16 protein-coding genes and 1 tRNA gene are annotated in these 18,422 nt (G+C 70.5%); 11 read left to right on the top strand and 6 right to left on the bottom strand.

Annotated features, from left to right (window positions below; translation table 11 throughout):
• Nucleotides 1-3: 3 nt before the first annotated feature.
• From M2157_RS08575 to M2157_RS08565, 3 genes are all read left to right on the top strand, one after another.
• Nucleotides 4-77: transfer RNA gene (locus M2157_RS08575), tRNA-Pro, on the top strand.
• A gap of 257 nt (nucleotides 78-334) precedes the next feature.
• A complete protein-coding gene (locus M2157_RS08570) occupies nucleotides 335-1,381 on the top strand; it encodes a glycosyl hydrolase 53 family protein (protein WP_280861226.1) in 1,047 nt (348 codons plus the stop codon).
• Between the two features lie 14 nt (nucleotides 1,382-1,395).
• Nucleotides 1,396-2,736: a right-handed parallel beta-helix repeat-containing protein gene (locus tag M2157_RS08565; RefSeq protein ID WP_280861224.1), complete on the top strand. Its 1,341-nt coding sequence runs from the start codon at nucleotides 1,396-1,398 to the stop codon at nucleotides 2,734-2,736.
• 18 nt (nucleotides 2,737-2,754) lie between these two features.
• On the opposite strand, the gene M2157_RS08560 is transcribed toward M2157_RS08565, so the two are convergent.
• The gene (locus M2157_RS08560) at nucleotides 2,755-3,390 is read right to left on the bottom strand and encodes a hypothetical protein (protein WP_280864913.1); all 636 of its coding nucleotides are present in this window, start codon (nucleotides 3,388-3,390) and stop codon (nucleotides 2,755-2,757) included.
• Between the two features lie 465 nt (nucleotides 3,391-3,855).
• A complete protein-coding gene (locus tag M2157_RS08555) occupies nucleotides 3,856-4,074 on the bottom strand; it encodes a hypothetical protein (protein ID WP_280864912.1) in 219 nt (72 codons plus the stop codon).
• On the opposite strand from M2157_RS08555, the gene M2157_RS08550 reads away from it, so the two are divergent.
• The 3 genes from M2157_RS08550 (at nucleotide 4,055) to M2157_RS08540 (ending at nucleotide 6,893) form a co-directional block, all read left to right on the top strand.
• Nucleotides 4,055-5,158: a DUF4132 domain-containing protein gene (locus M2157_RS08550; protein WP_280864911.1), complete on the top strand. Its 1,104-nt coding sequence runs from the start codon at nucleotides 4,055-4,057 to the stop codon at nucleotides 5,156-5,158. The two genes, M2157_RS08555 and M2157_RS08550, sit on opposite strands and share 20 nt — an antisense overlap.
• 127 nt (nucleotides 5,159-5,285) lie before the next feature.
• Nucleotides 5,286-6,323, top strand: coding sequence for a pectate lyase (locus tag M2157_RS08545; protein WP_280864910.1), 1,038 nt, complete (start codon nucleotides 5,286-5,288; stop codon nucleotides 6,321-6,323).
• A 63-nt stretch (nucleotides 6,324-6,386) separates the two neighbouring features.
• Complete coding sequence (locus M2157_RS08540) at nucleotides 6,387-6,893, top strand: MarR family transcriptional regulator (protein ID WP_280861223.1); 507 nt, start codon at nucleotides 6,387-6,389, stop codon at nucleotides 6,891-6,893.
• Between the two features lie 108 nt (nucleotides 6,894-7,001).
• Here the strand turns inward: M2157_RS08540 and M2157_RS08535 are convergent, their stop codons facing one another.
• Complete coding sequence (locus M2157_RS08535; RefSeq protein ID WP_280864909.1) at nucleotides 7,002-9,335, bottom strand: acyltransferase; 2,334 nt, start codon at nucleotides 9,333-9,335, stop codon at nucleotides 7,002-7,004.
• A 133-nt stretch (nucleotides 9,336-9,468) separates the two neighbouring features.
• Between M2157_RS08535 and M2157_RS08530 the strand changes: the two genes are divergently transcribed.
• Both M2157_RS08530 and M2157_RS08525 read left to right on the top strand, forming a co-directional pair.
• Nucleotides 9,469-10,131, top strand: a complete 663-nt coding sequence (locus M2157_RS08530; RefSeq protein WP_280861221.1) for an NUDIX domain-containing protein — start codon at nucleotides 9,469-9,471, stop codon at nucleotides 10,129-10,131.
• 86 nt (nucleotides 10,132-10,217) lie between these two features.
• The gene (locus M2157_RS08525) at nucleotides 10,218-11,201 is read left to right on the top strand and encodes an aldo/keto reductase (RefSeq protein ID WP_280861220.1); all 984 of its coding nucleotides are present in this window, start codon (nucleotides 10,218-10,220) and stop codon (nucleotides 11,199-11,201) included.
• Between the two features lie 13 nt (nucleotides 11,202-11,214).
• On the opposite strand, the gene M2157_RS08520 is transcribed toward M2157_RS08525, so the two are convergent.
• From M2157_RS08520 to iolC, 3 genes are all read right to left on the bottom strand, one after another.
• The gene (locus M2157_RS08520) at nucleotides 11,215-12,000 is read right to left on the bottom strand and encodes a GntR family transcriptional regulator (RefSeq protein ID WP_280861218.1); all 786 of its coding nucleotides are present in this window, start codon (nucleotides 11,998-12,000) and stop codon (nucleotides 11,215-11,217) included.
• Nucleotides 12,001-12,035: 35 nt separating this feature from the next.
• Nucleotides 12,036-13,910, bottom strand: coding sequence for a 3D-(3,5/4)-trihydroxycyclohexane-1,2-dione acylhydrolase (decyclizing) (gene iolD, locus M2157_RS08515; protein WP_280861217.1), 1,875 nt, complete (start codon nucleotides 13,908-13,910; stop codon nucleotides 12,036-12,038).
• Between the two features lie 215 nt (nucleotides 13,911-14,125).
• Nucleotides 14,126-15,103, bottom strand: a complete 978-nt coding sequence (gene iolC / locus M2157_RS08510) for a 5-dehydro-2-deoxygluconokinase (protein ID WP_280864908.1) — start codon at nucleotides 15,101-15,103, stop codon at nucleotides 14,126-14,128.
• 294 nt (nucleotides 15,104-15,397) lie between these two features.
• Here iolC and M2157_RS08505 point away from each other — a divergent pair, with 294 nt between their 5' ends.
• The 3 genes from M2157_RS08505 to M2157_RS08495 are packed head-to-tail and all read left to right on the top strand — an operon-like array spanning nucleotide 15,398 to nucleotide 18,421.
• Entirely contained in the window at nucleotides 15,398-16,417 is a 1,020-nt protein-coding gene (locus tag M2157_RS08505; protein ID WP_280864907.1) for a sugar ABC transporter substrate-binding protein, read from the top strand.
• Complete coding sequence (locus M2157_RS08500; protein ID WP_280861215.1) at nucleotides 16,417-17,496, top strand: ABC transporter permease; 1,080 nt, start codon at nucleotides 16,417-16,419, stop codon at nucleotides 17,494-17,496. Before M2157_RS08505 ends, M2157_RS08500 begins: the two co-directional genes overlap by 1 nt.
• A 7-nt stretch (nucleotides 17,497-17,503) precedes the next feature.
• Nucleotides 17,504-18,421 carry an ATP-binding cassette domain-containing protein gene (locus tag M2157_RS08495; protein WP_280861214.1) on the top strand — a complete coding sequence of 306 codons (918 nt, stop codon included), beginning with the start codon at nucleotides 17,504-17,506 and terminating at the stop codon, nucleotides 18,419-18,421.
• Nucleotide 18,422 lies beyond the last annotated feature (1 nt).

The following is an 18,422-nucleotide window of genomic DNA, read 5'->3' as shown; positions in this document are numbered from 1 at the left end:
CACCGGGACGTGGCGCAGCTTGGTAGCGCACTTGACTGGGGGTCAAGGGGTCGCAGGTTCAAATCCTGTCGTCCCGACGGTGCGAAGGGTCTTCGCAGGCGAGAGCCTGTGGGGGCCCTTTTCGTGTGTTCCGGGGCCGGGGCCTCCGGACGGCCTCCGCCCCGGCGGCAACCCCGCCGGGGCCCGCGGCGACCTACAGGCGAAGTTCCGGACGGCTCCCGCCCCGGTACCGGTCGGCAAGCGGCCCGGACCACCGGCCGGAGGCGTTCCGCACCGCCTCACCCCCACCCGGACCGCCATGCGGCCCGGATCCGACGAACCGAGGAACCCCCACATGACCGACACCGAACGACCCGAGCCCTCCGGCTTACGGCGGCGCAGTGTCCTGCTCGGCGCGGCCGCCGGCGCCGGCGCGCTCGCCCTGGGCGCAGGCCCCCTGGCGACCCCGGCGCAGGCCGCGTCCTTCGTCAAGGGCGCCGACGTCAGCTGGCTGCCGCAGATGGAGGCGCGGGGCTACCACTGGAACAACAGCGCCGGAGTGCGCCAGGACCTGTTCACCGTCCTCAAGGGCTACGGCATCACCGCGATCAGTCTGCGGACCTGGGTCAACCCGTCCAGCGATCCGGCCAACGGGCACTGCTCCATCGAGGAGACGGCCCAGCTGGCGAAGCGCGCCAAGGACGCCGGCATGCAGGTACTCATCGGCTTCCACTTCGGCGACACCTGGAACTCGGTCGGCGTGCAGAACCCCCCGGCGGCCTGGGCGAGCATGACCTACAGCCAGATGCTCGACGCCATGTACGACTACGTGTACCACTCGTGCAACATCATCAAGTACCACGGCGTCACACCGGCCTGGGTGAAGATCGGCAACGAGACCAACTCCGGCATCTGCAAGCCGGTCGGCAGCATCAGCCGCCCCGCTCAGATGACGGGCCTGCTGAACGCGGCGTACGACATGTCCAAGCAGGTCTTCCCGAGCACGCCGGTCCTGGTGCACCTGGCGCAGCCGCAGAACCTGGCCGGCGTCCAGAACTTCCTCAACGCCTACCGCGACAACGGCGGAAGGTGGGACATCACCGGCCTGTCCTCGTACGCGCAGGGCGGCAACGTGCCCGCCGTGCTGGCCAACATGCAGACCATCCAGTCCGGTTACGGCAAGCCGGTCATGCAGGTGGAGTACGGCGGGCCGGTCGGCAAGCCCACCCAGGTGCGCGACTCGCTACGGGCGTTCGTCAGCGGGCTGCAGGGATTCGGCGGCCTCGGCACCTTCTTCTGGGAGCCCGAGGGCTACCCGTCGTTCAACAACTACAACAGCTCGGCCTGGGACGAGAGCACACGGCGGCCCACGGCGGCCATGGACGGATTCCTCAACGGGTGAACCAGGAGCCAGCGATGAGTTCTGCCAAGTTCGTCGGGCGTGCCCTGCTGATCTCGGCGGTCGCCCTGAGCCCCTTCGCGACCCCCGCCGGTTCGGCGGCCGCGAGCGACGCAGCGGCGGCGGCCGCCTATTACGTGGCCCCAGGTGGCAACGACAGTGCCGCGGGCACGCAATCCGCTCCCTGGGCGACGATCGCCCATGCGCAGGCCGTGGCCCAGCCGGGTGACACCGTGTACTTCCGGGGCGGTACCTACCGCTACACGCGCGCGAACAGCGGCTGTACCAGCCGGACGGCCAGGGTCGACGCCATCACCCTGAACAAGAGCGGCAGTTCGGGAAGCCCGATCCGCTACTGGGCCTACCCGGGGGAGAAGCCGGTGTTCGACTTCTCGGGCATGACGGACGACTGCCGGATCAAGGGCTTCGACGTCACCGGGAACTGGCTTCACCTCAAGGGGCTGGAGGTCACGGGTGTCCGCCAGAACAACAACCTCAACCACGAGTCCTGGGGGATCTGGATCTCGGGCAGCAACAACACCTTCGAGCAGATCAACACCCACCACCACATGGGTCCCGGCCTGTTCATCCAGAACGGCGGCGGCAACCTCGTCCTCAACTCCGACGCGCACGACAACTACGACACCAACTCCTCCAACGGGGCCGGCGAGAACGCCGACGGTTTTGGCGCGCACATCTCAGCGGGTAACTCCGGCAACGTGTTCCGGGGCTGCCGCGCATGGTGGAACGCCGACGACGGCTTCGACCTCATCAGCGCCTACTCGTCCGTGACCATCGAGAACTCCTGGGCGTGGCGGAACGGGTACATGCCCGGAACGACCACCGCAGCCGGCAACGGAACCGGCTTCAAGGCGGGCGGCTACGGCGGCGACTACGACGCCGGCGCCGTCAAACACACCGTGCGCACGTCGGTGGCGTTCCTCAACAGGGCGTCCGGCTTCTACGCCAACCACCACCCGGTCGCCAACGACTACTTCAACAACACCGGTTACGGCAATCACCCCGACTTCAACATGCTGGGAGTCGATTCGAGCGGCGCCGCAGTCGGCCGGGGCAACCTGCGCAACAACCTCGCCCACACCGGCACGTTGACGTCGAACATGACCGGCACGAGCGCCGCGAACAACTCGTGGAACCTGGGCGTCGCCCTGTCGGACGCGCAGTTCCAGAGCGTGTCGACGTCCGGCTGGGACGCGTCCCGCCAGGCCGACGGGAGCCTGCCCGCGCTGCCCAACCTCCGGCCCACGGCCAACAGCACCTTGATCGACAAAGGCGTGAACGTCGGGCTGCCGTACAAGGGGCAGGCGCCGGATCTCGGTGCCTTCGAGATCTCCTGAACCGAGTGCCGTTCCCGGTCAGCCGCCGCTGACAAGCGCTCCGGGCGCATTGTCAGTGGCGGCTGCCATGATCCGACCATGCTCTTCCACACCCAGGAGACGGACCTCGCAGGGCGGCTGACGCGTGCGCTGACCGAGCCGGGCTTCGAGATCGAGGTCCTCCACGGTGAACTGGCACGGCTGTCCGACGAAGAGCTCGGGACGCTTCTGCCGGAGGCATACCGTGTGCATCTGTCGGCCCCGGAGAAGCCGAGGAGAGTCGCGCACGCGATCGAGCAGGCCGCCAGGGACCGCCGGCCGCGCTACACACCCGACGCGTGCCGCCGGTGGTTCGAGGTGCTCGTGGAGCGGAGCGAGGAGCGCGGCTGGGTGGACCTCACGCGGGGCGTCCAAGCGCTTGAGCAGTGCACCGGCCCGCTGCCCGACGTCTCCGCCCAGGTCGGGAACCTGGTCGAGACCCTCCTGGCCAAGGACACCCTGAGCCAACTGCATTCGCTGATCGCGGTCGCGCGGCTCGCGGGCGAGGACACCCTGCGCGCGGTCGTGGAGCGTCTCTCCCATGGCATGGGCCCCATCGTCGCGGACGAGATCGCCGTCGTCGTCGGTCTCGCCCCGGCCGAACAGGCCCGGCTGTCCGAGCTGGACCGTCAGCACAGGCTCATCCAGTCGCCGAACGCCCCCGACACATGGCAGCCGTTCGCCGAGAACCCCGCCTACATCGCGTTCGCCCGCCGGGCCCTGGAGGCGGCGGCCGACCGTGCCGACGCGATCCACGCCGGCGAGATCCCCTACCGGGCGGACAAGGCGTTCACGGACCGGGAGGTCATCACCCTCGGGCAGGCGGCACGGGTCGCTCTGCTGCGCGACGAACCCTGGCTGCCGGACCTGTTCGACCGTCTCCTGCCCGGCATCACCCTCGCCCCGACCCCGGCGAGGACTCTCCCCTCCCAGGCCCTCCTGTACGAACTCGTCCGCGCCGCACAGGACTTCCCCACCCCCGGACTGGTCACGTCGCTGCGGACCGTCCGCAAGAGCGTCCGGCACGCCGGAGTCCCCAAACAGCTCGACAAGATGCTCAGGAAGGTCGAGGCGGCCCTGGCCGAGCGGACCGCCGTGGCGCTACGGCTCCCCGCGCTCGGCTTCGACGACCAGGGCGTCCTGCGCCGGGAGGCGGGCGACGGCTACGCGGCGGTCGTCACCGTCACCGACACCGCCACGCCGACCTGGCACAAGGACGGCCGCCCCCTGCGCGGTGTCCCCGCGCCCGTACGCCGGGACCAGCCCGCACTCGTCAAGGAACTGCGCGACCTCGTCAAGCGTGTCGACGCGCCACCTCATCACCCTCGCCCGAGCGTTGGAGGGTGGCTTCACCGTCGACGCGGTGCACCCGTACAGCTGGTGGCGTGCCGCGCTCGCCGGGCATCCGCTCGCCCGGGGGGTCGTACGCCGACTGATCTGGGAGGTCGAGGTCGCGCCCGGCGCCTGGCGGGCCGTACTGCCCGAGGCCGGAGAGCTGCCCGAGGCACCCGACGACGCCGCCGTACGGCTGTGGCACCCGCTCCGCTCGGAGCCGGACGCCGTGCGAGCCTGGCGGGATCTGCTGGTCGAGCGCCAGATACGGCAGCCATTCAAGCAGGCGTTCCGGGAGATCTATCTCCTCACCCCGGCCGAGGAGGAGACCCGTGTCTACTCCAATCGCTTCGCCGCGCATCTCGTCCACTACCACCGGATGTTCGCGCTGTTCAGAGCCCGGGGTTGGGCGAGCGACCGGCTCGGGCCCTGGGACGGCGGAGGCGAGGACGCGGCGGAGCGGACGCTGGGAGCGGGGCAGTGGCGGGCCCGCTTCCACCACGGACTCGCCGACTGGCAGGGTGAGGATCTGCTGGCCGCGACCGACCAGGTGCGCTTCGCCCGCCGGGTCGCGGGCGACTGGCAGGAGACATCGCTCACCGACGTGCCCCGGCTGGTGTTCAGCGAGGCCATGCGCGACGTGGACCTCTTCGTCGGCGTGACCTCGATCGCCGCGGACCCCCAGTGGACCGACCGGGGCCCCGAGCGCGCCTACTGGGAGCGGGCCGGGTTCGCCGAACTGACGGCGAGCGCGGAGGCGCGCAGGGACGTCCTCGCGCGGATCCTGCCCCGGCTGAGGATCGCCGACCGGTGCTCGATCGACGGCCGCCACCTCGTCGTACGAGGCAGCCTGCGGACGTACCGGATCCATCTGGGCTCGGCGAACATCCTGATGGAGCCCGACAACTCCTATCTGTGCATCGTCCCGGCGCGGGGGAAGGGCGACGGCAAGGTGTTCCTGCCCTTCGAGGACGACCGGCTGTCGGTGATCCTCAGCAAGGCGTTTCTGCTCGCCGACGACACGAAGATCACCGACCCGACCATCCTCGCGCAGCTGGGGCGGCGTGCCTGAACCCACGCGAGTGATCGACTTTTCGCGGATCGACGGCAACCCCCGGTGGGGTGGGCGGCGACTAGGGGGGCAAGAGGGTCCCCACTGCCTCCGCCGGACGTCCCGATATGCGAACGAGAGTCACCACATGGGCACCAGAGGAACCGCGCGCAAGCCGCACCGCAAGAAGACCACCCGCCACCGTGGCCTGCTGTTCGGCGCGCTGGCCACGATCCTGGTCGGCGGTGCCGTCACCGGCGGTGTGCTGCTGACGGCGTCCGCCTCCGGGCCGCGCGCGGGCACCTACCGGCTGGGCGGCGCCACGGGGACGGCGTCCCCGCCGCCCATGACCGCGTCCACTTCCCCGTCGTCCTCCGTATCCCCATCTCCGTCCGTATCTCCGTCTGCTTCGAGGACGTCGGCCTCCCAGAGCGCCTCCGCATCGGCGACGAAGAGCGCCTCCACATCCACGCCGACCACGTCCACCGCCGGATTCGCGGCCTGGCCCACGGCCACCGGTGAGAAGGCGGTCTCCACCACCATCGAGGTCTCCGGTACCTACGACGGCACCCTCAAGCGCTTCTACGGCTCCGGCGACCTGGGCAGCGACAACCAGAGCGAAGACCAGGGCCCGCTCTTCGAACTCGCCGACGGGGCGACGCTGAAGAACGTCATCCTCGGCTCCCCGGCCGCCGACGGCGTGCACTGCCTGGGCAGCTGCACCCTGAAGAACGTGTGGTGGCAGGACGTCGGCGAGGACGCGGCGACCTTCAAGGGCACATCGGCCTCCGCGACCTACGTCGTCGACGGCGGCGGTGCGCGGAAGGCGGACGACAAGGTCTTCCAGCACAACGGCGCCGGAACCCTGACCATCAGGAACTTCCAGGTCGCCGACTTCGGCAAGCTCTACCGCTCGTGCGGCAACTGCAGGACGCAGTACGAACGCCATGTCGTCATCAGCAATGTGAAGGTCACCGGGCCCGGTAAGGACATCGCGGGCGTCAACGCCAACTACGGTGACACGGCGACCCTTTCGGGCGTGACCATCGTCGGGGACAGCAGCAGGGAGATCACCGTCTGCGAACGCTTCCAGGGCAATTCGTCGGGAGCCGAACCGTCCTCACTGGGCACCGGGGCGGACGGGACGCACTGCCGGTACAGCGCGTCGGGGATCACCTACCGGTGACGCGGGGTGGGGCCGCAGACATGGTGATTGAAGCTTAAAACGGGGCGTGAGTAGGGTGGCTCCATGAACACGACGCCACGCTGGCTGGACGCCGACGAACAGCGGGCCTGGATGGCATACGTCGAATTCTCGACCCTGCTCGGTGACTACCTGAACCGTCAGCTGAGGCGCGACGCCGGGACGACCCACGCCGACTACACCCTGCTGGCCCAGCTCTCCTCGGCCCCCGACCGTGCCCTCGGCATGTCCGAGCTGGCCCGGCGTCTGAAGATCACCCGCAGCCGGCTCACCCACGCGGTGAACCGGCTGGCCGAGGCGGGCCTCGTGGACCGCCGTGAGGACCCGACGGACGGGCGCGGTCAGCTCGCCGTCCTCACGGAGGCGGGCATGACGCTGCTGGAACAGGCCGCTCCCGGACACGTCGAAGCGGTGCGCCGGGTGGTCTTCGACGCGCTCAGCCGGGAGCAGGTGCGGCAACTCGCCGAGATCGGGGAGGCGATCGGGGAGGCGTTGCACCGGGTGGAGAGTGCGGAGGCGGGTCCGGCGGTGCTGCCTTGGAGGCGGCGCTGAGGAAGGGCAGGGCGCTGGTGCCCGGACCGACGCTCAGGGGTGGGCACGGTGCGGCCCTCAGGTGGTCTGTCGTCGACCGGGCGGGGCCCGAGCCGAGCCCCCGGCCGCTCAGCTCAGGCCCGTGATTCCCTGGCGGGCCGGTTCTGGGCGGTGGATGCCGCGGGGGCGGTAGCCCAGTTCGTCGGAACGGCCCAGCAGGTCGGCGAGGTACCAGATGATGGCAAGCCACATCTCCGTGCCCTGGAGCCCGGGCTCGGGTCCGGGGCCGGCGGCGCCCTGGCCGAAGCCGAAGCCCCGGCCGTTCTGCCAGCGCGGCAGGACCGTGGCCAGCTGCCGCTCGGCCCAGTCGCGGATCTCGCCGGAGCGGTAGCCGTCGGCGCTCCGCCCGAGCTGCTGAGTGCACAGCCACAGGGGATGGGCGACATCCAGCACATTGCAGGCGTTCTCCCGGCCGGGACCGAAATGCCGGGCGTCGCGCGCGTGGTCCAGGACCGCGTCCACGACCCGTTCCGGATACGGCACCGGCAGCCCGAACTGCGCGAACGAGCCCCGGGTCAGCCGGTAGTAGCCGTTGACCACCTGGAGCCGGCCCTCCTCGGCAGAGGGGCTGCCCCACATCCCGGTCCAGGGATCAGCCCTGGTGAGCAGCCAGCCGAACAACGACTCCGGCGTCCCGTGGCCGTCGTCGTGCCGCAGGTTCCAATGCGCGGCAGTAGCAAAGCTGTCGACCCAAGCGCCTGCACCCCACGCGCCCGTGCGCCAGGTCAACGCCTCCAGTCGTACGAGGAGTTGATGGACCGTCATATCCCGTACGCCCTGCACCGGATGGGGGAGCCCGGGGCCCAGCAGATCGAGGGCGTAGCCCACGCACAGCACGTGATAGAGCGCCGCTCCCTCCCCGATGAACCCGTCGCCGTCCGCAACCGGCAGCGGCTCGCCGAACTCCGGCACGAGACCGCTCTTCGGATCCTGGAGCCCGCTCAGCCGCCCGATGTGCTCCTCGGCGGACAAATGCGCCGGCACAGCCCCGAGCAGCAGGTCGGCGATCTCCACGGCGTCGCAGTGAGCCCGCACGGTGGGACCGGCGCCGGGCCGATCGACGTACCGCTCACCGTTCCAGCAACGGTCGAGGAGCCCGGCAGTCTGATCCCGGGCAGCGTCGGCGAATGCAGCAAGGTTGGCAGATCGGGGGCCGGCATCGGACGTCGGGCGGGTACCAGGCGTACGGCCGCCCCCCGGCAGTATCCCTGGCAGATCCGCCGCCTCGGCGCCCGCGGCCCCCGCCACCTGCAGCGCGTGCTCCAAATTGCCGGCGGCCACTGCCCCGGGCGCGGGGTGAGGCGTCGGGTGGGTCGTGGGCGTGCGGCTGTCATCCGGCCGTTTCCCCGGTGCAGCCGCAGCCGCCTTGGCGCCCGCTGCCCCCGCCACCTGCAGCGCGTGCTCCGGATCGTCGGCGGCCACTGCGCTGGGCGCGGGGTGAGGCGTCGGGTGGGTCGTGGGCGTGCGGCTGTCATCCGGCCGTTTCCGCGGTGCAGCTGCAGCCGCCTTGGCGCCCGCTGCCCCCGCCACCTGCACCGGGTGCTCCGGATTGCCGGTGGCCACTGTCCCGGGCGCGGGGTGAGGCGTCGGGTGGGTCGTGGGCGTGCGGCTGTCATCCGGCCGTTTCCCCGGTGCAGCCGCAGCCGCCTTGGCGCCCGCTGCCCCCGCCACCTGCAGCGCGTGCTCCGGATCGTCGGCGGCCACTGCGCTGGGCGCGGGGTGAGGCGTCGGGTGGGTCGTGGGCGTGCGGCTGTCATCCGGCTGCCGTGTGCCTGACGCAGCCGGATCCGCAGGGGCAGCCGGATCGGTTGGCGCAGCCGACCCTTCCCCCCGCACCTGCCGCCGGTCCCGCAACACCCGTGCGGGGTTTCCCGCGGCCACCGACCACGCCGGCAGATCCCTCGTGACCACCGCCCCCGCCCCGATCACACAGTGGTCGCCGATGGTCACGCCGTCCACGACGATCACATGCGAGCCGATCCAGACGTCGTCGCCGACCCGGATGCCCCGGCTGGTGAGCGGCTGGCGGAAGACGGGCCGGTCGGGGGCCATGGAGTGGTTGAAGCCGAGCAGCGAGGTGTGGGCACCGATGCGTACGCCGTGACCGAGTACGACGTTCCCACGCACCGTGGTGAAAGGGTTCAGCGTGCAGTGGGAGCCGGTGTCCAGCTCCCCGGTGACATAGGCGTGCGCGGCGATGTACGAGTCGTCGCCGAGCCGCAGCCGGTCCGGGAACACCGCCGCGGACTCGGCGACGTAACACCGCTCACCGATCACGGTGTCGCCGCCGACGGCCCGCTGCACCTCCCGCTGCGCGGCGCGCTGTTCCTCGGTCGCCTCGGCGGCGAAGAGCCAGGGGCAGTGGTCGAAGTGCCGTTCGGACGGCTGCGACGGATGATCCATACGAGCACGCTAAGCAGCGCGAGGCCCGCCGGGGAAGGGGCGCCGTGCGCGACGCGGCCCGCCGCGGAATGGTAGAAGCGGTCATGACCAACTCGCACTTCTCCCGCTCCTCCTCCCGTCCGGCAGGTGTCCGATGACCGAGGGCATCGACACTCCCGACAGCCGGGGCCGTACCGGACTCGACCGCACCGGCCTGGACCTGACCGGCAACCCGCGCGTCAAGGTCCGCGATGTGAAACTGCTGTCCAGTCACTGGTACGTCGAGCGGGCCACGACCTTCGACATCCAGCACGCCGACGGAAGCTGGAGCACGCAGCAGCGCGAGACCCACGACCGCGGCAACGGCGCCACCATGCTGCTGTACGACACGGAACGCGAGACCGTCCTGCTCACCCGCCAGTTCCGCTTCCCGGTGTACGTCAACGGACATCCTGACGGACTGCTGATCGAGACCCCCGGCGGCCTGCTCGACGACGATGACGAGCACCCCGAGATCGCCGTACGACGCGAGGTCGTCGAGGAGACCGGGCACACCATCGGCGAGGTCCGGCACGTCTTCGACGTCTACATGAGCCCCGGTTCGGTCACCGAACGCGTCAGCTTCTACGCCGCCGAGTACGCCCCGTCGACCCGCACGCACGAGGGAGGCGGCCTCGACGAGGAGGGCGAGGACATCGAGATCCTCGAACTGCCCTTCCGCAGAGCCCTGGAGATGATCCGTACCGGGGAGATCGCGGACGCCAAGACCATCATGCTGCTCCAATGGGCGGCCCTGGAGGGCCCGTTCGCCAAGTGACCACGCGGGCCCTTGACTTGAAGTGCGCTTCAAGATGAAGACTCCCGTGTGTGCCCGAAGACGGGTACACACGGGAGGAAATCATCATGAAGTACCGCACCATCGGCACCGATCCGGCGACCCGCCGCGAGGTCAGTGTCCTCGCGCTCGGCGCGATGCTGTTCGGCTCACGGACCGACGAGGAGACCTCCTTCGCCGTCCTCGACCGCTATGTCGAGGCCGGCGGCAACTTCATCGACACGTCCGACAACTACGCCTTCTGGGAGGACGGCGGCCAGGGCGGCCAGAGCGAGGAACTGCTCGGCCGGTGGCGACGCAGCCGCGGCGTCGGAGACGAGATCGTCATCGCCACGAAGCTCGGCGCCCGGCCCCTGGCGCCCGGCACGAGCTACCTCGACAACGCGGAGGGACTGTCGGCGAAGGTGATCCGGGAGTCCGCGGAACGCAGCCGGGAACGCCTGGGTGTGTCGAAGCTGGACCTGCTGTACGCGCACATCGAGGACCACCGGGTCCCGCTCCAGGAGACGGTGGAGGGATTCGCCGAACTGGTCGCCGAGGGCACGGTGGGCCTGCTGGGCGTGAGCAACCACGCGGTGTGGCGGGTGGAACGGGCCCGCGCCCTGGCTGCCGCGGCCGGCCTTCCCGCCTACGAGGTCCTGCAGTACGCCCACAGCCACCTGCGCCCCCGCACCGACGTCCCCGATCCCCTCTTCCCCGACGGCAGCCTCGGCCACGCGGGCGCGGACCTGCTGAGCTACCTGCGCGCGGAGCCCGCCCTCACCCTGGTCGCGTACTCACCCCTCCTGAAGGGCGCCTACACCCACCCGGACCGCCTCCCCGCCGACTTCGACCATCCGGGCACGCCGGCTCGTCTGAAGGTTCTGACGGAGGTGGCGAAGGAGACGGGCGCGACCGTCAACCAGGTGGTCCTGGCTTGGCAGATCGCCGGCGACCTGCCCATCATGCCGCTGGCCGGGGTGTCGTCCGTGGCCCAGCTGGAGGAGAACCTGGCGGCGGTGGATCTGGAGCTCACGGGGGAGCAGCGGGCGCGGTTGGACTCGGCACACTGATCCCGCTGCCCGGTCAGGGTCTGACCAGCAGCCGGAAGTCGAAGGCGTACCGCGACGCCCGGTAGATGTGGGTGCCGTACTCGACCGGGCGGCCGGTGTCGTCGTAGGCCGTGCGTTGCATGGTCAGGACCGCCGCGCCCGCCTGTTCGTCCAGGCGGGCGGCCTCCTCGGCGGTGGCGGAGCGGGCGCTGATCGTCTGGCGGGCGCTGTGCAGGGTGATGCCGGCGGTGCGCAGCATGCGGTAGAGCCCGGTGGCCTCCAGGCGGTCGCTGTCGAGGTGGAGGAGGCCGGTGGGGAGGTGGTTGCAGAGGAGGGCCACGGGCTGGCCGTGGGTCAGGCGCAGGCGTTCGAGCGCCGTGACCTCGCTGCCCTCCGGGACGGACAGCGCGGCCGCCACGTCGGCGGACGCCGGCACGGTCTCGTTGCGCACGACCCGCGTCGCCGGACCCTGCCCGGCCGCCTCCAGGTCGTCGTAGAGGCTGCTGAGCTCCAGGGGGCGCTTGACCTGGCTGTGCACCACCTGCGTGCCCACTCCGCGCCGGCGGACGAGCAGGCCCTTCTCCACCAGGGTCTGGATGGCCTGGCGGACGGTCGGGCGGGACAGGCCGAGGCGGATCGAGAGGTCGATCTCGTTGCCCAGGAGGTTTCCCGGGGCGAGTGACCCGTGCTCGATCGCCGCCTCCAGCTGCCGGGCGAGCTGGTAGTACAGCGGCACCGGACTGCCCCGGTCCAGGGCGAAGTCCAGGGAGTCGAGCGCGGGGGTGGTCGCGGCACGTGACGTGTCGCCGGGCTTCGCCATGGGGGTACCTCCCTCAGAGGGTCGGGGGCGGGCCATCAGAGGTGGGTGCGGCGGGCGGCTGCCTGACGGTCGTACTCCGTCCTCGCCTCCACGGCGGCCTCGCGCGACGCAGTCTCCGCCACCGGCACGTCCCACCAGGCCTCTGCCGGGGGAGCGGTCGGGGTCGCGGTGTCCGTCTCGACGTAGACGCAGGTCGGCCGGTCCGAGGCGCGGGCGGTGGCGAGGGCCTCGCGCAGCTCCCGTACGGTCTTGGCGCGCAGCACGTCCATTCCGAGGCTCGCCGCGTTCGCGGCCAGGTCGACCGGGAGCGGGGCCCCGCTGAAGGTGCCGTCGGCCGCCCGGTAGCGGTAGGCGGTGCCGAACCGCTCGCCGCCCACGGACTCCGACAGGCCGCCGATCGAGGCGTAGCCGTGGTTCTGGATGAGGACCAGGTTGACCGGCAGGCCCTCCTGGACCGCGGTGACGAGTTCCGTCGGCATCATCAGGTAGGTGCCGTCGCCGACCAGCGCCCACACCGGGGTGTCCGGGGTCGCCTGCTGCACGCCGATCGCGGCCGGGATCTCGTAGCCCATGCAGGAGTAGCCGTACTCCAGGTGGTACTGGCGGGGGCTGCGGGCCCGCCACAGTTTGTGCAGGTCGCCGGGGAGCGAGCCGGCCGCGTTGATCACCACGTCCTCGTCGCCGACGACCGCGTCCAGCGCGCCCAGCAGCTGGGTCTGGGTCGGTACCGCGTTCTCGTCCGCAGCTTCGAAGGCCCGGGTCACGATCTGCTCCCAGCGCTCCTTGCCCGCGCCGTACTCGGCCTCGTAGGCCGCGTTCACGCGGTGGCCCTCCAGCGCCGACGTGAGCGCCTCCAGACCCGCTCGCGCATCGCACACGACCGTCCGCGCGGCCAGCTTGTGGGCGTCGAAGGAGGTGATGTTCAGGTTGAGGAAGCGGACGTCCGGGTTCTGGAAGAGGGTGCCGGAGGCGGTGGTGAAGTCGGAGTAGCGGGTGCCCACGCCGATGACCAGGTCCGCGGTGCGGGCGAGGTCGTCGGCGACCGCCGTACCGGTGTGGCCGATGCCGCCCAGGTCGGCGGGGTGGTCGTGGCGCAGGGAGCCCTTGCCCGCCTGGGTGGAGGTGACGGGGATGCCGGTGGCGTCCGTGAGGGCCTTCAACGCCTCCTCGGCCTCGCTGTGGTGGACCCCTCCGCCCGCCACGATCAGCGGGCGCGCGGCCCCCAGGACCGCCCGCACCGCCTCCGCCAGCTCCACCGGATCGGGCGCGGGACGCCGTACCCGCCACACCCGCTCGGCGAAGAACTCCTCCGGCCAGTCGTACGCCTCCGCCTGCACGTCCTGGGGGAGGGCGAGGGTGACCGCGCCGGTCTCGGCCGGGTCGGCGAGGACCCGCATGGCCTGGAGGGCAGCGGGGATCAGGGCCTCGGGGCGGTGGACGCGGTCGAAGTAGCGGGACACCGGGCGCAGGGTGTCGTTCACCGACACGTCCGCCTCCGTCGGATGCTCCAGCTGCTGCAGGAGCGGGTCGGCGGCGCGGGTGGCGAAGTAGTCGCCGGGCAGGAGCAGGACCGGGAGGCGGTTGACCGTCGCCAGGGCCGCGCCGGTGACCAGGTTCGTGGCGCCCGGGCCGATCGACGTCGTGACCGCCTGGGCGGACAGGCGGTTCAGCTGGCGGGCGTGGCCGACGGCCGCGTGGACCATCGCCTGCTCGTTGCGGCCCTGGTGGAACGGCATCGCGTCCTCACCCGCCTCCAGGAGGGCCTGCCCGATGCCGGCCACGTTGCCGTGGCCGAAGATGCCCCAGGTCCCGGCGATCAGCCGGTGCCGTACGCCGTCCCGCTCCGTGTACTGGACGGACAGGAACCGCACGAGGGCTTGGGCGACGGTCAGGCGGGTGGTGCTGCTCATCAGGACTTCTCCGGTGCCGTGAGAGGGGGAGGCGGGGGGCGGCGGGCTGGTCGGGGTGGGCGCGGATCAGCCGGGCCCGGCGTGACGTCGAGGTGGTACGGGGAGTGGCTTGGCCTGGCGAGGGGCGGGGGCCCGGAATCGTCGGCCGCCGGGTGCCGGGACCGTCGTACGGCGATCGCGTGACCCGTGCGCGAAGCCGCTGAGGGGCGGGCCGGTCACGGCGCGACGCCGTTCAGGAGACCGTCGACCTCCGCCTGGGTCGGCATCGCGGAGGAGCAGGCGAGGCGGGCGGCGACATGCGCGCCGGCCGCGTTGGCGTACCGCACGGTCCGCTCCAGCTCCCAGCCGGACAGCAGCCCGTGGCACAGCGAGCCGCCGAACGCGTCGCCGGCGCCGAGGCCGTTGACGACCTCGACGGGGACCGGCGGGACCTCGGCCGTCGTGCCGTCGCGGTGCACGGCGAGGACGCCCTTCGGGCCCTGCTTCACCACGGCGAGCTCCACACCGGCCGCCAGCAGCGCCTCGGCGCACGCCCGGGGTTCACGCTCCCCGGTCGCGACCTCGCACTCGTCCAGGTTGCCGACCGCGACGGTCGCGTGCCGCAGGGCCTCGGCGTAGTACGGGCGGGCTTCGTCGGGGTCGGCCCAGGCCGTCTCACTCCACAGCTCGGGCCGCCAGTCGAGGTCGAAGACCGTGGTGCCCGCCCGGTCGCGGCACTTCAGGGCGGCGAGTGTGGCCGAGCGGCTCGGCTCCTCGCTCAGACCGGTGCCGGTGATCCAGAAGATCCGGGCCGCGCGGATGGCGAAGTAGTCGAGCTCGTCGGTGTGTATCTCCAGGTCGGGGGCCTTGGGGCGGCGGTAGAAGTACAGCGGGAAGTCGTCCGGCGGGAAGATCTCGCAGAAGGTGACCGGGGTCGGGTAGGCCGCCACGGGAGTCACCCAGCGGTTGTCGACGCCGAACTCCGTGAGGGTCTGGTGGAGATACGTACCGAAGGGGTCCGCTCCGGTGCGGGTGATGACCGCGGTGGAGCGGCCGAGCCGGGACGCGGCGACCGCGACGTTGGCGGCCGACCCACCGAGGAACTTGCCGAAGGACTGGACCTGCGCCAGAGGCACCCCCGACTGCTGCGGGTAGAGATCAACTCCGATACGGCCCATACTGATCACGTCGAACTGCTGGACTGGCTCGACCATGCGCGACGCTCCTCGATCCGACCTGGGGACGTACGGGCCCTACGGGCCCGTTGCATCCCCAGGTGTAGGACTCGAAGGGTGACGCTGTCAATAGTTTGTACTTACATTCGGACCTGCTTGTGAAATGATGTCTTAACAAAGTATTGACAGCGGGCGCACTCGGGGATTGGATTCCGTCCCAACGCAACTGCCGTGCTGTCGCGGCACCAGACCCGGAACTCCCGAGGTCCCGGGCCATGAATCCCACCCCCTTTCCCGACGTTCTCCCCGTCGCACAGTGAGGTGCAAGGAAAGATGGACCGCTCTTCTCTCTCCCGTTCGCGGAGATTCGCTCCCGCCGTGGCCCTGGCTGCGGCCGCGGCCCTGACGCTCGCCGGCTGCTCCAGCAGCTCGGGCGGCAAGAAGTCCGAGGAGAGCGCGGACGGCGCCTCCGCGGGCAAGGCCACCACCCCCCGGATGACCATCGCGCTGGTGACCCACCAGTCGCCCGGCGACACCTTCTGGGACATCGTCCGCAAGGGCGCCCAGGCCGCCGCCGCCAAGGACAACGTCAAGCTGGTCTACTCGGCCGACCCGAGCGCGGCCAACCAGGCCAACCTGGTCCAGAACGCCATCGACCAGAAGGTCGACGGCATCGCGATCACCCTCGCCAAGCCGGACGCCCTCAAGGACGTCGTGGCCAAGGCGAAGAAGGCCGGCATACCCGTCGTCGGCCTCAACTCCGGTGTCAGCGACTGGCAGAAGCTCGGCCTCATGGAGTTCTTCGGCCAGGACGAGTCCGTGGCCGGCGAGGCACTCGGCAAGCGGCTGAACGAGGCCGGTGCCAAGAGTGCCGTCTGTGTCATCCAGGAGCAGGGCAACATCGGCCTGACCCAGCGCTGCGACGGTGTGAAGAAGACCTTCACCGGCAAGCTGCAGACGCTGAACGTCAACGGCACCGACATGCCGTCCGTGAAGTCGACGATCACCGCCAAGCTCACGCAGGACAAGTCCATCGACTACGTCGTCACCCTCGGCGCGCCCTTCGCGCTGACCGCGGTGCAGTCGGCGTCCGACGCGGGCAGCAAGGCCAAGATCGCCACGTTCGACCTCAACAAGGACCTGACGGGCGCCATCAGCAAGGGCACCATCGAGTTCGCCGTCGACCAGCAGCCCTACCTCCAGGGCTACCTGGCCATCGACTCGCTGTGGCTCTACAAGAACAACGGCAACTACATGGGCGGTGGCGAGCAGCCGGTGCTGACCGGCCCGGCCTTCGTCGACAAGTCCAACGTCGACGCGGTGGCCGCCTTCGCCGCGAAGGGCACCAGGTGATGGGTATGACCCAGCACGCCGAGCCGGCGGTGACCACACCGCCGGCCTCCGGCCCGGGCAAGGTCAAGGACGGCCGGACCACGGAACGATCCCTGGCGCTGCGCCTGTTGGCGCGTCCGGAGGTCGGTGTGTTCCTGGGTGCGGTGGCGGTGTGGGTGTTCTTCCTGATCGCCGCTCCGCCGGTGCGGGACGGCAGTTCGATGGCGAACATCCTGTACCAGTCGTCCACCATCGGGATCATGGCGTTGCCGGTGGCGCTGCTGATGATCGGCGGGGAGTTCGACCTGTCGTCGGGTGTCGCGGTGATCACCTCCGCGCTGACCGCGAGCATGTTCGCCTTCCAGCTCACCCTGAACGTGTGGGCGGGCATCGTGGTGGCGCTGCTGGTGGCGCTGGCGATCGGGTTCCTCAACGGCTGGCTGGTGGTCAGGACCGGCCTGCCCAGCTTCCTGATCACGCTGGGCACGTTCTTGATCCTGCAGGGTGTCAACCTGGCGGTGACCAAGCTGGTGACCGGCAATGTGGCCACCGACGACATCAGCAACATGGACGGCTTCGACCAGGCCAAGAAGGTCTTCGCGAGTTCCTTCGAGGTCGGCGGCGTCCAGATCAAGATCACGATTGTGTACTGGCTGGTGTTCGCCGCGATCGCCACCTGGGTGCTGCTGCGCACCCGGTACGGCAACTGGGTCTTCGCGGTGGGCGGCAACAAGGACTCCGCGCGGGCGGTGGGCGTGCCGGTCACCTTCACGAAGATCAGCCTGTTCATGCTGGTCGGTTTCGCGGCCTGGTTCGTCGGCATGCACAACCTGTTCTCCTTCAACACCGTGCAGTCCGGCGAGGGCGTGGGCCAGGAACTGATCTACATCTCCGCGGCGGTGATCGGTGGCTGTCTGCTGACCGGCGGCGCGGGCTCGGCGATCGGCCCGGTCTTCGGGGCGTTCATGTTCGGCATGGTCCAGCAGGGCATCGTCTACGCCGGCTGGAACCCGGACTGGTTCAAGGCCTTCCTCGGCGTGATGCTGCTCGGCGCCGTCATGATCAATCTGTGGGTCAGCCGCACCGCGACCCGGAGGTAACCGCACTATGACCACTGAAGAATCCGGCACCCACGGCGCCATCCTCACCGACTCTCCCGACCCGGCCGGCGGTGACGGGGCGATCGTCGAGCTGCGCAACGCGGGCAAGTCCTACGGCAACATCCGCGCCCTGCACGGGGTCAGCCTGAAGGTGCACCCCAGCCAGGTCACCTGCGTGCTGGGCGACAACGGCGCCGGCAAGTCCACCCTCATCAAAATCATCTCCGGCCTGCACCAGCACACCGAGGGCGAGTTCCTCGTCGACAACACCTCGGTACGGTTCTCCACCCCGCGCGAGGCCCTCGACAAGGGCATCGCCACCGTCTACCAGGACCTCGCCGTGGTCCCCCTGATGCCGGTCTGGCGCAACTTCTTCCTCGGCTCCGAGATGACCAAGGGCCCCTGGCCCGTCCGCCGCCTGGACATCGAGAGGATGAAGAAGACCGCCGACCACGAACTGCGCGAGATGGGCATCATCCTCGACGACCTCGAACAGCCCATCGGCACCCTCTCCGGCGGCCAGCGCCAGTGCGTGGCCATCGCCCGCGCCGTCTACTTCGGCGCCCGCGTCCTCATCCTGGACGAGCCCACCGCCGCACTGGGCGTCAAACAGTCCGGCGTGGTCCTCAAGTACGTGGCCGCCGCCCGCGACCGCGGCCTGGGCGTCATCTTCATCACCCACAACCCCCACCACGCCTACATGGTCGGCGACCACTTCAGCGTGCTGCGCCTGGGCACCATGGAACTGTCCGCCTCCCGCGACCAGATCACCCTGGAGGAGCTGACCAACCACATGGCCGGCGGCGCCGAACTCGCCGCCCTCAAACACGAGTTGTCCCAGGTCCGCGGCGTCGACACCGAAGCCCTCCCCGAGGAGCAGGACCTCACCGCACCCGTGGCCGCCACCGGCGAGGGGAAGTCCTGAG

The organism is Streptomyces sp. SAI-127 (assembly GCF_029894425.1).
GTDB lineage: Bacteria > Actinomycetota > Actinomycetes > Streptomycetales > Streptomycetaceae > Streptomyces.
This window is presented reverse-complemented; position numbering and strand designations above follow the sequence as displayed.

Excerpts from the sequence above, each read along its gene's own strand:
- M2157_RS08530 (WP_280861221.1), top strand. The coding sequence starts at position 9,469 with ATGACCGAGGGCATCGACACTCCCGACAGCCGGGGCCGTACCGGACTC.
- M2157_RS08545 (WP_280864910.1), top strand. The coding sequence starts at position 5,286 with ATGGGCACCAGAGGAACCGCGCGCAAGCCGCACCGCAAGAAGACCACC.
- M2157_RS08520 (WP_280861218.1), bottom strand. The coding sequence starts at position 12,000 with ATGGCGAAGCCCGGCGACACGTCACGTGCCGCGACCACCCCCGCGCTC.
- M2157_RS08500 (WP_280861215.1), top strand. The coding sequence starts at position 16,417 with ATGGGTATGACCCAGCACGCCGAGCCGGCGGTGACCACACCGCCGGCC.
- M2157_RS08505 (WP_280864907.1), top strand. The coding sequence starts at position 15,398 with ATGGACCGCTCTTCTCTCTCCCGTTCGCGGAGATTCGCTCCCGCCGTG.
- M2157_RS08570 (WP_280861226.1), top strand. The coding sequence starts at position 335 with ATGACCGACACCGAACGACCCGAGCCCTCCGGCTTACGGCGGCGCAGT.
- M2157_RS08525 (WP_280861220.1), top strand. The coding sequence starts at position 10,218 with ATGAAGTACCGCACCATCGGCACCGATCCGGCGACCCGCCGCGAGGTC.
- iolD (WP_280861217.1), bottom strand. The coding sequence starts at position 13,910 with ATGAGCAGCACCACCCGCCTGACCGTCGCCCAAGCCCTCGTGCGGTTC.
- M2157_RS08540 (WP_280861223.1), top strand. The coding sequence starts at position 6,387 with ATGAACACGACGCCACGCTGGCTGGACGCCGACGAACAGCGGGCCTGG.
- M2157_RS08565 (WP_280861224.1), top strand. The coding sequence starts at position 1,396 with ATGAGTTCTGCCAAGTTCGTCGGGCGTGCCCTGCTGATCTCGGCGGTC.
- M2157_RS08535 (WP_280864909.1), bottom strand. The coding sequence starts at position 9,335 with ATGGATCATCCGTCGCAGCCGTCCGAACGGCACTTCGACCACTGCCCC.
- iolC (WP_280864908.1), bottom strand. The coding sequence starts at position 15,103 with ATGGTCGAGCCAGTCCAGCAGTTCGACGTGATCAGTATGGGCCGTATC.
- M2157_RS08495 (WP_280861214.1), top strand. The coding sequence starts at position 17,504 with ATGACCACTGAAGAATCCGGCACCCACGGCGCCATCCTCACCGACTCT.
- M2157_RS08555 (WP_280864912.1), bottom strand. The coding sequence starts at position 4,074 with ATGAGGTGGCGCGTCGACACGCTTGACGAGGTCGCGCAGTTCCTTGAC.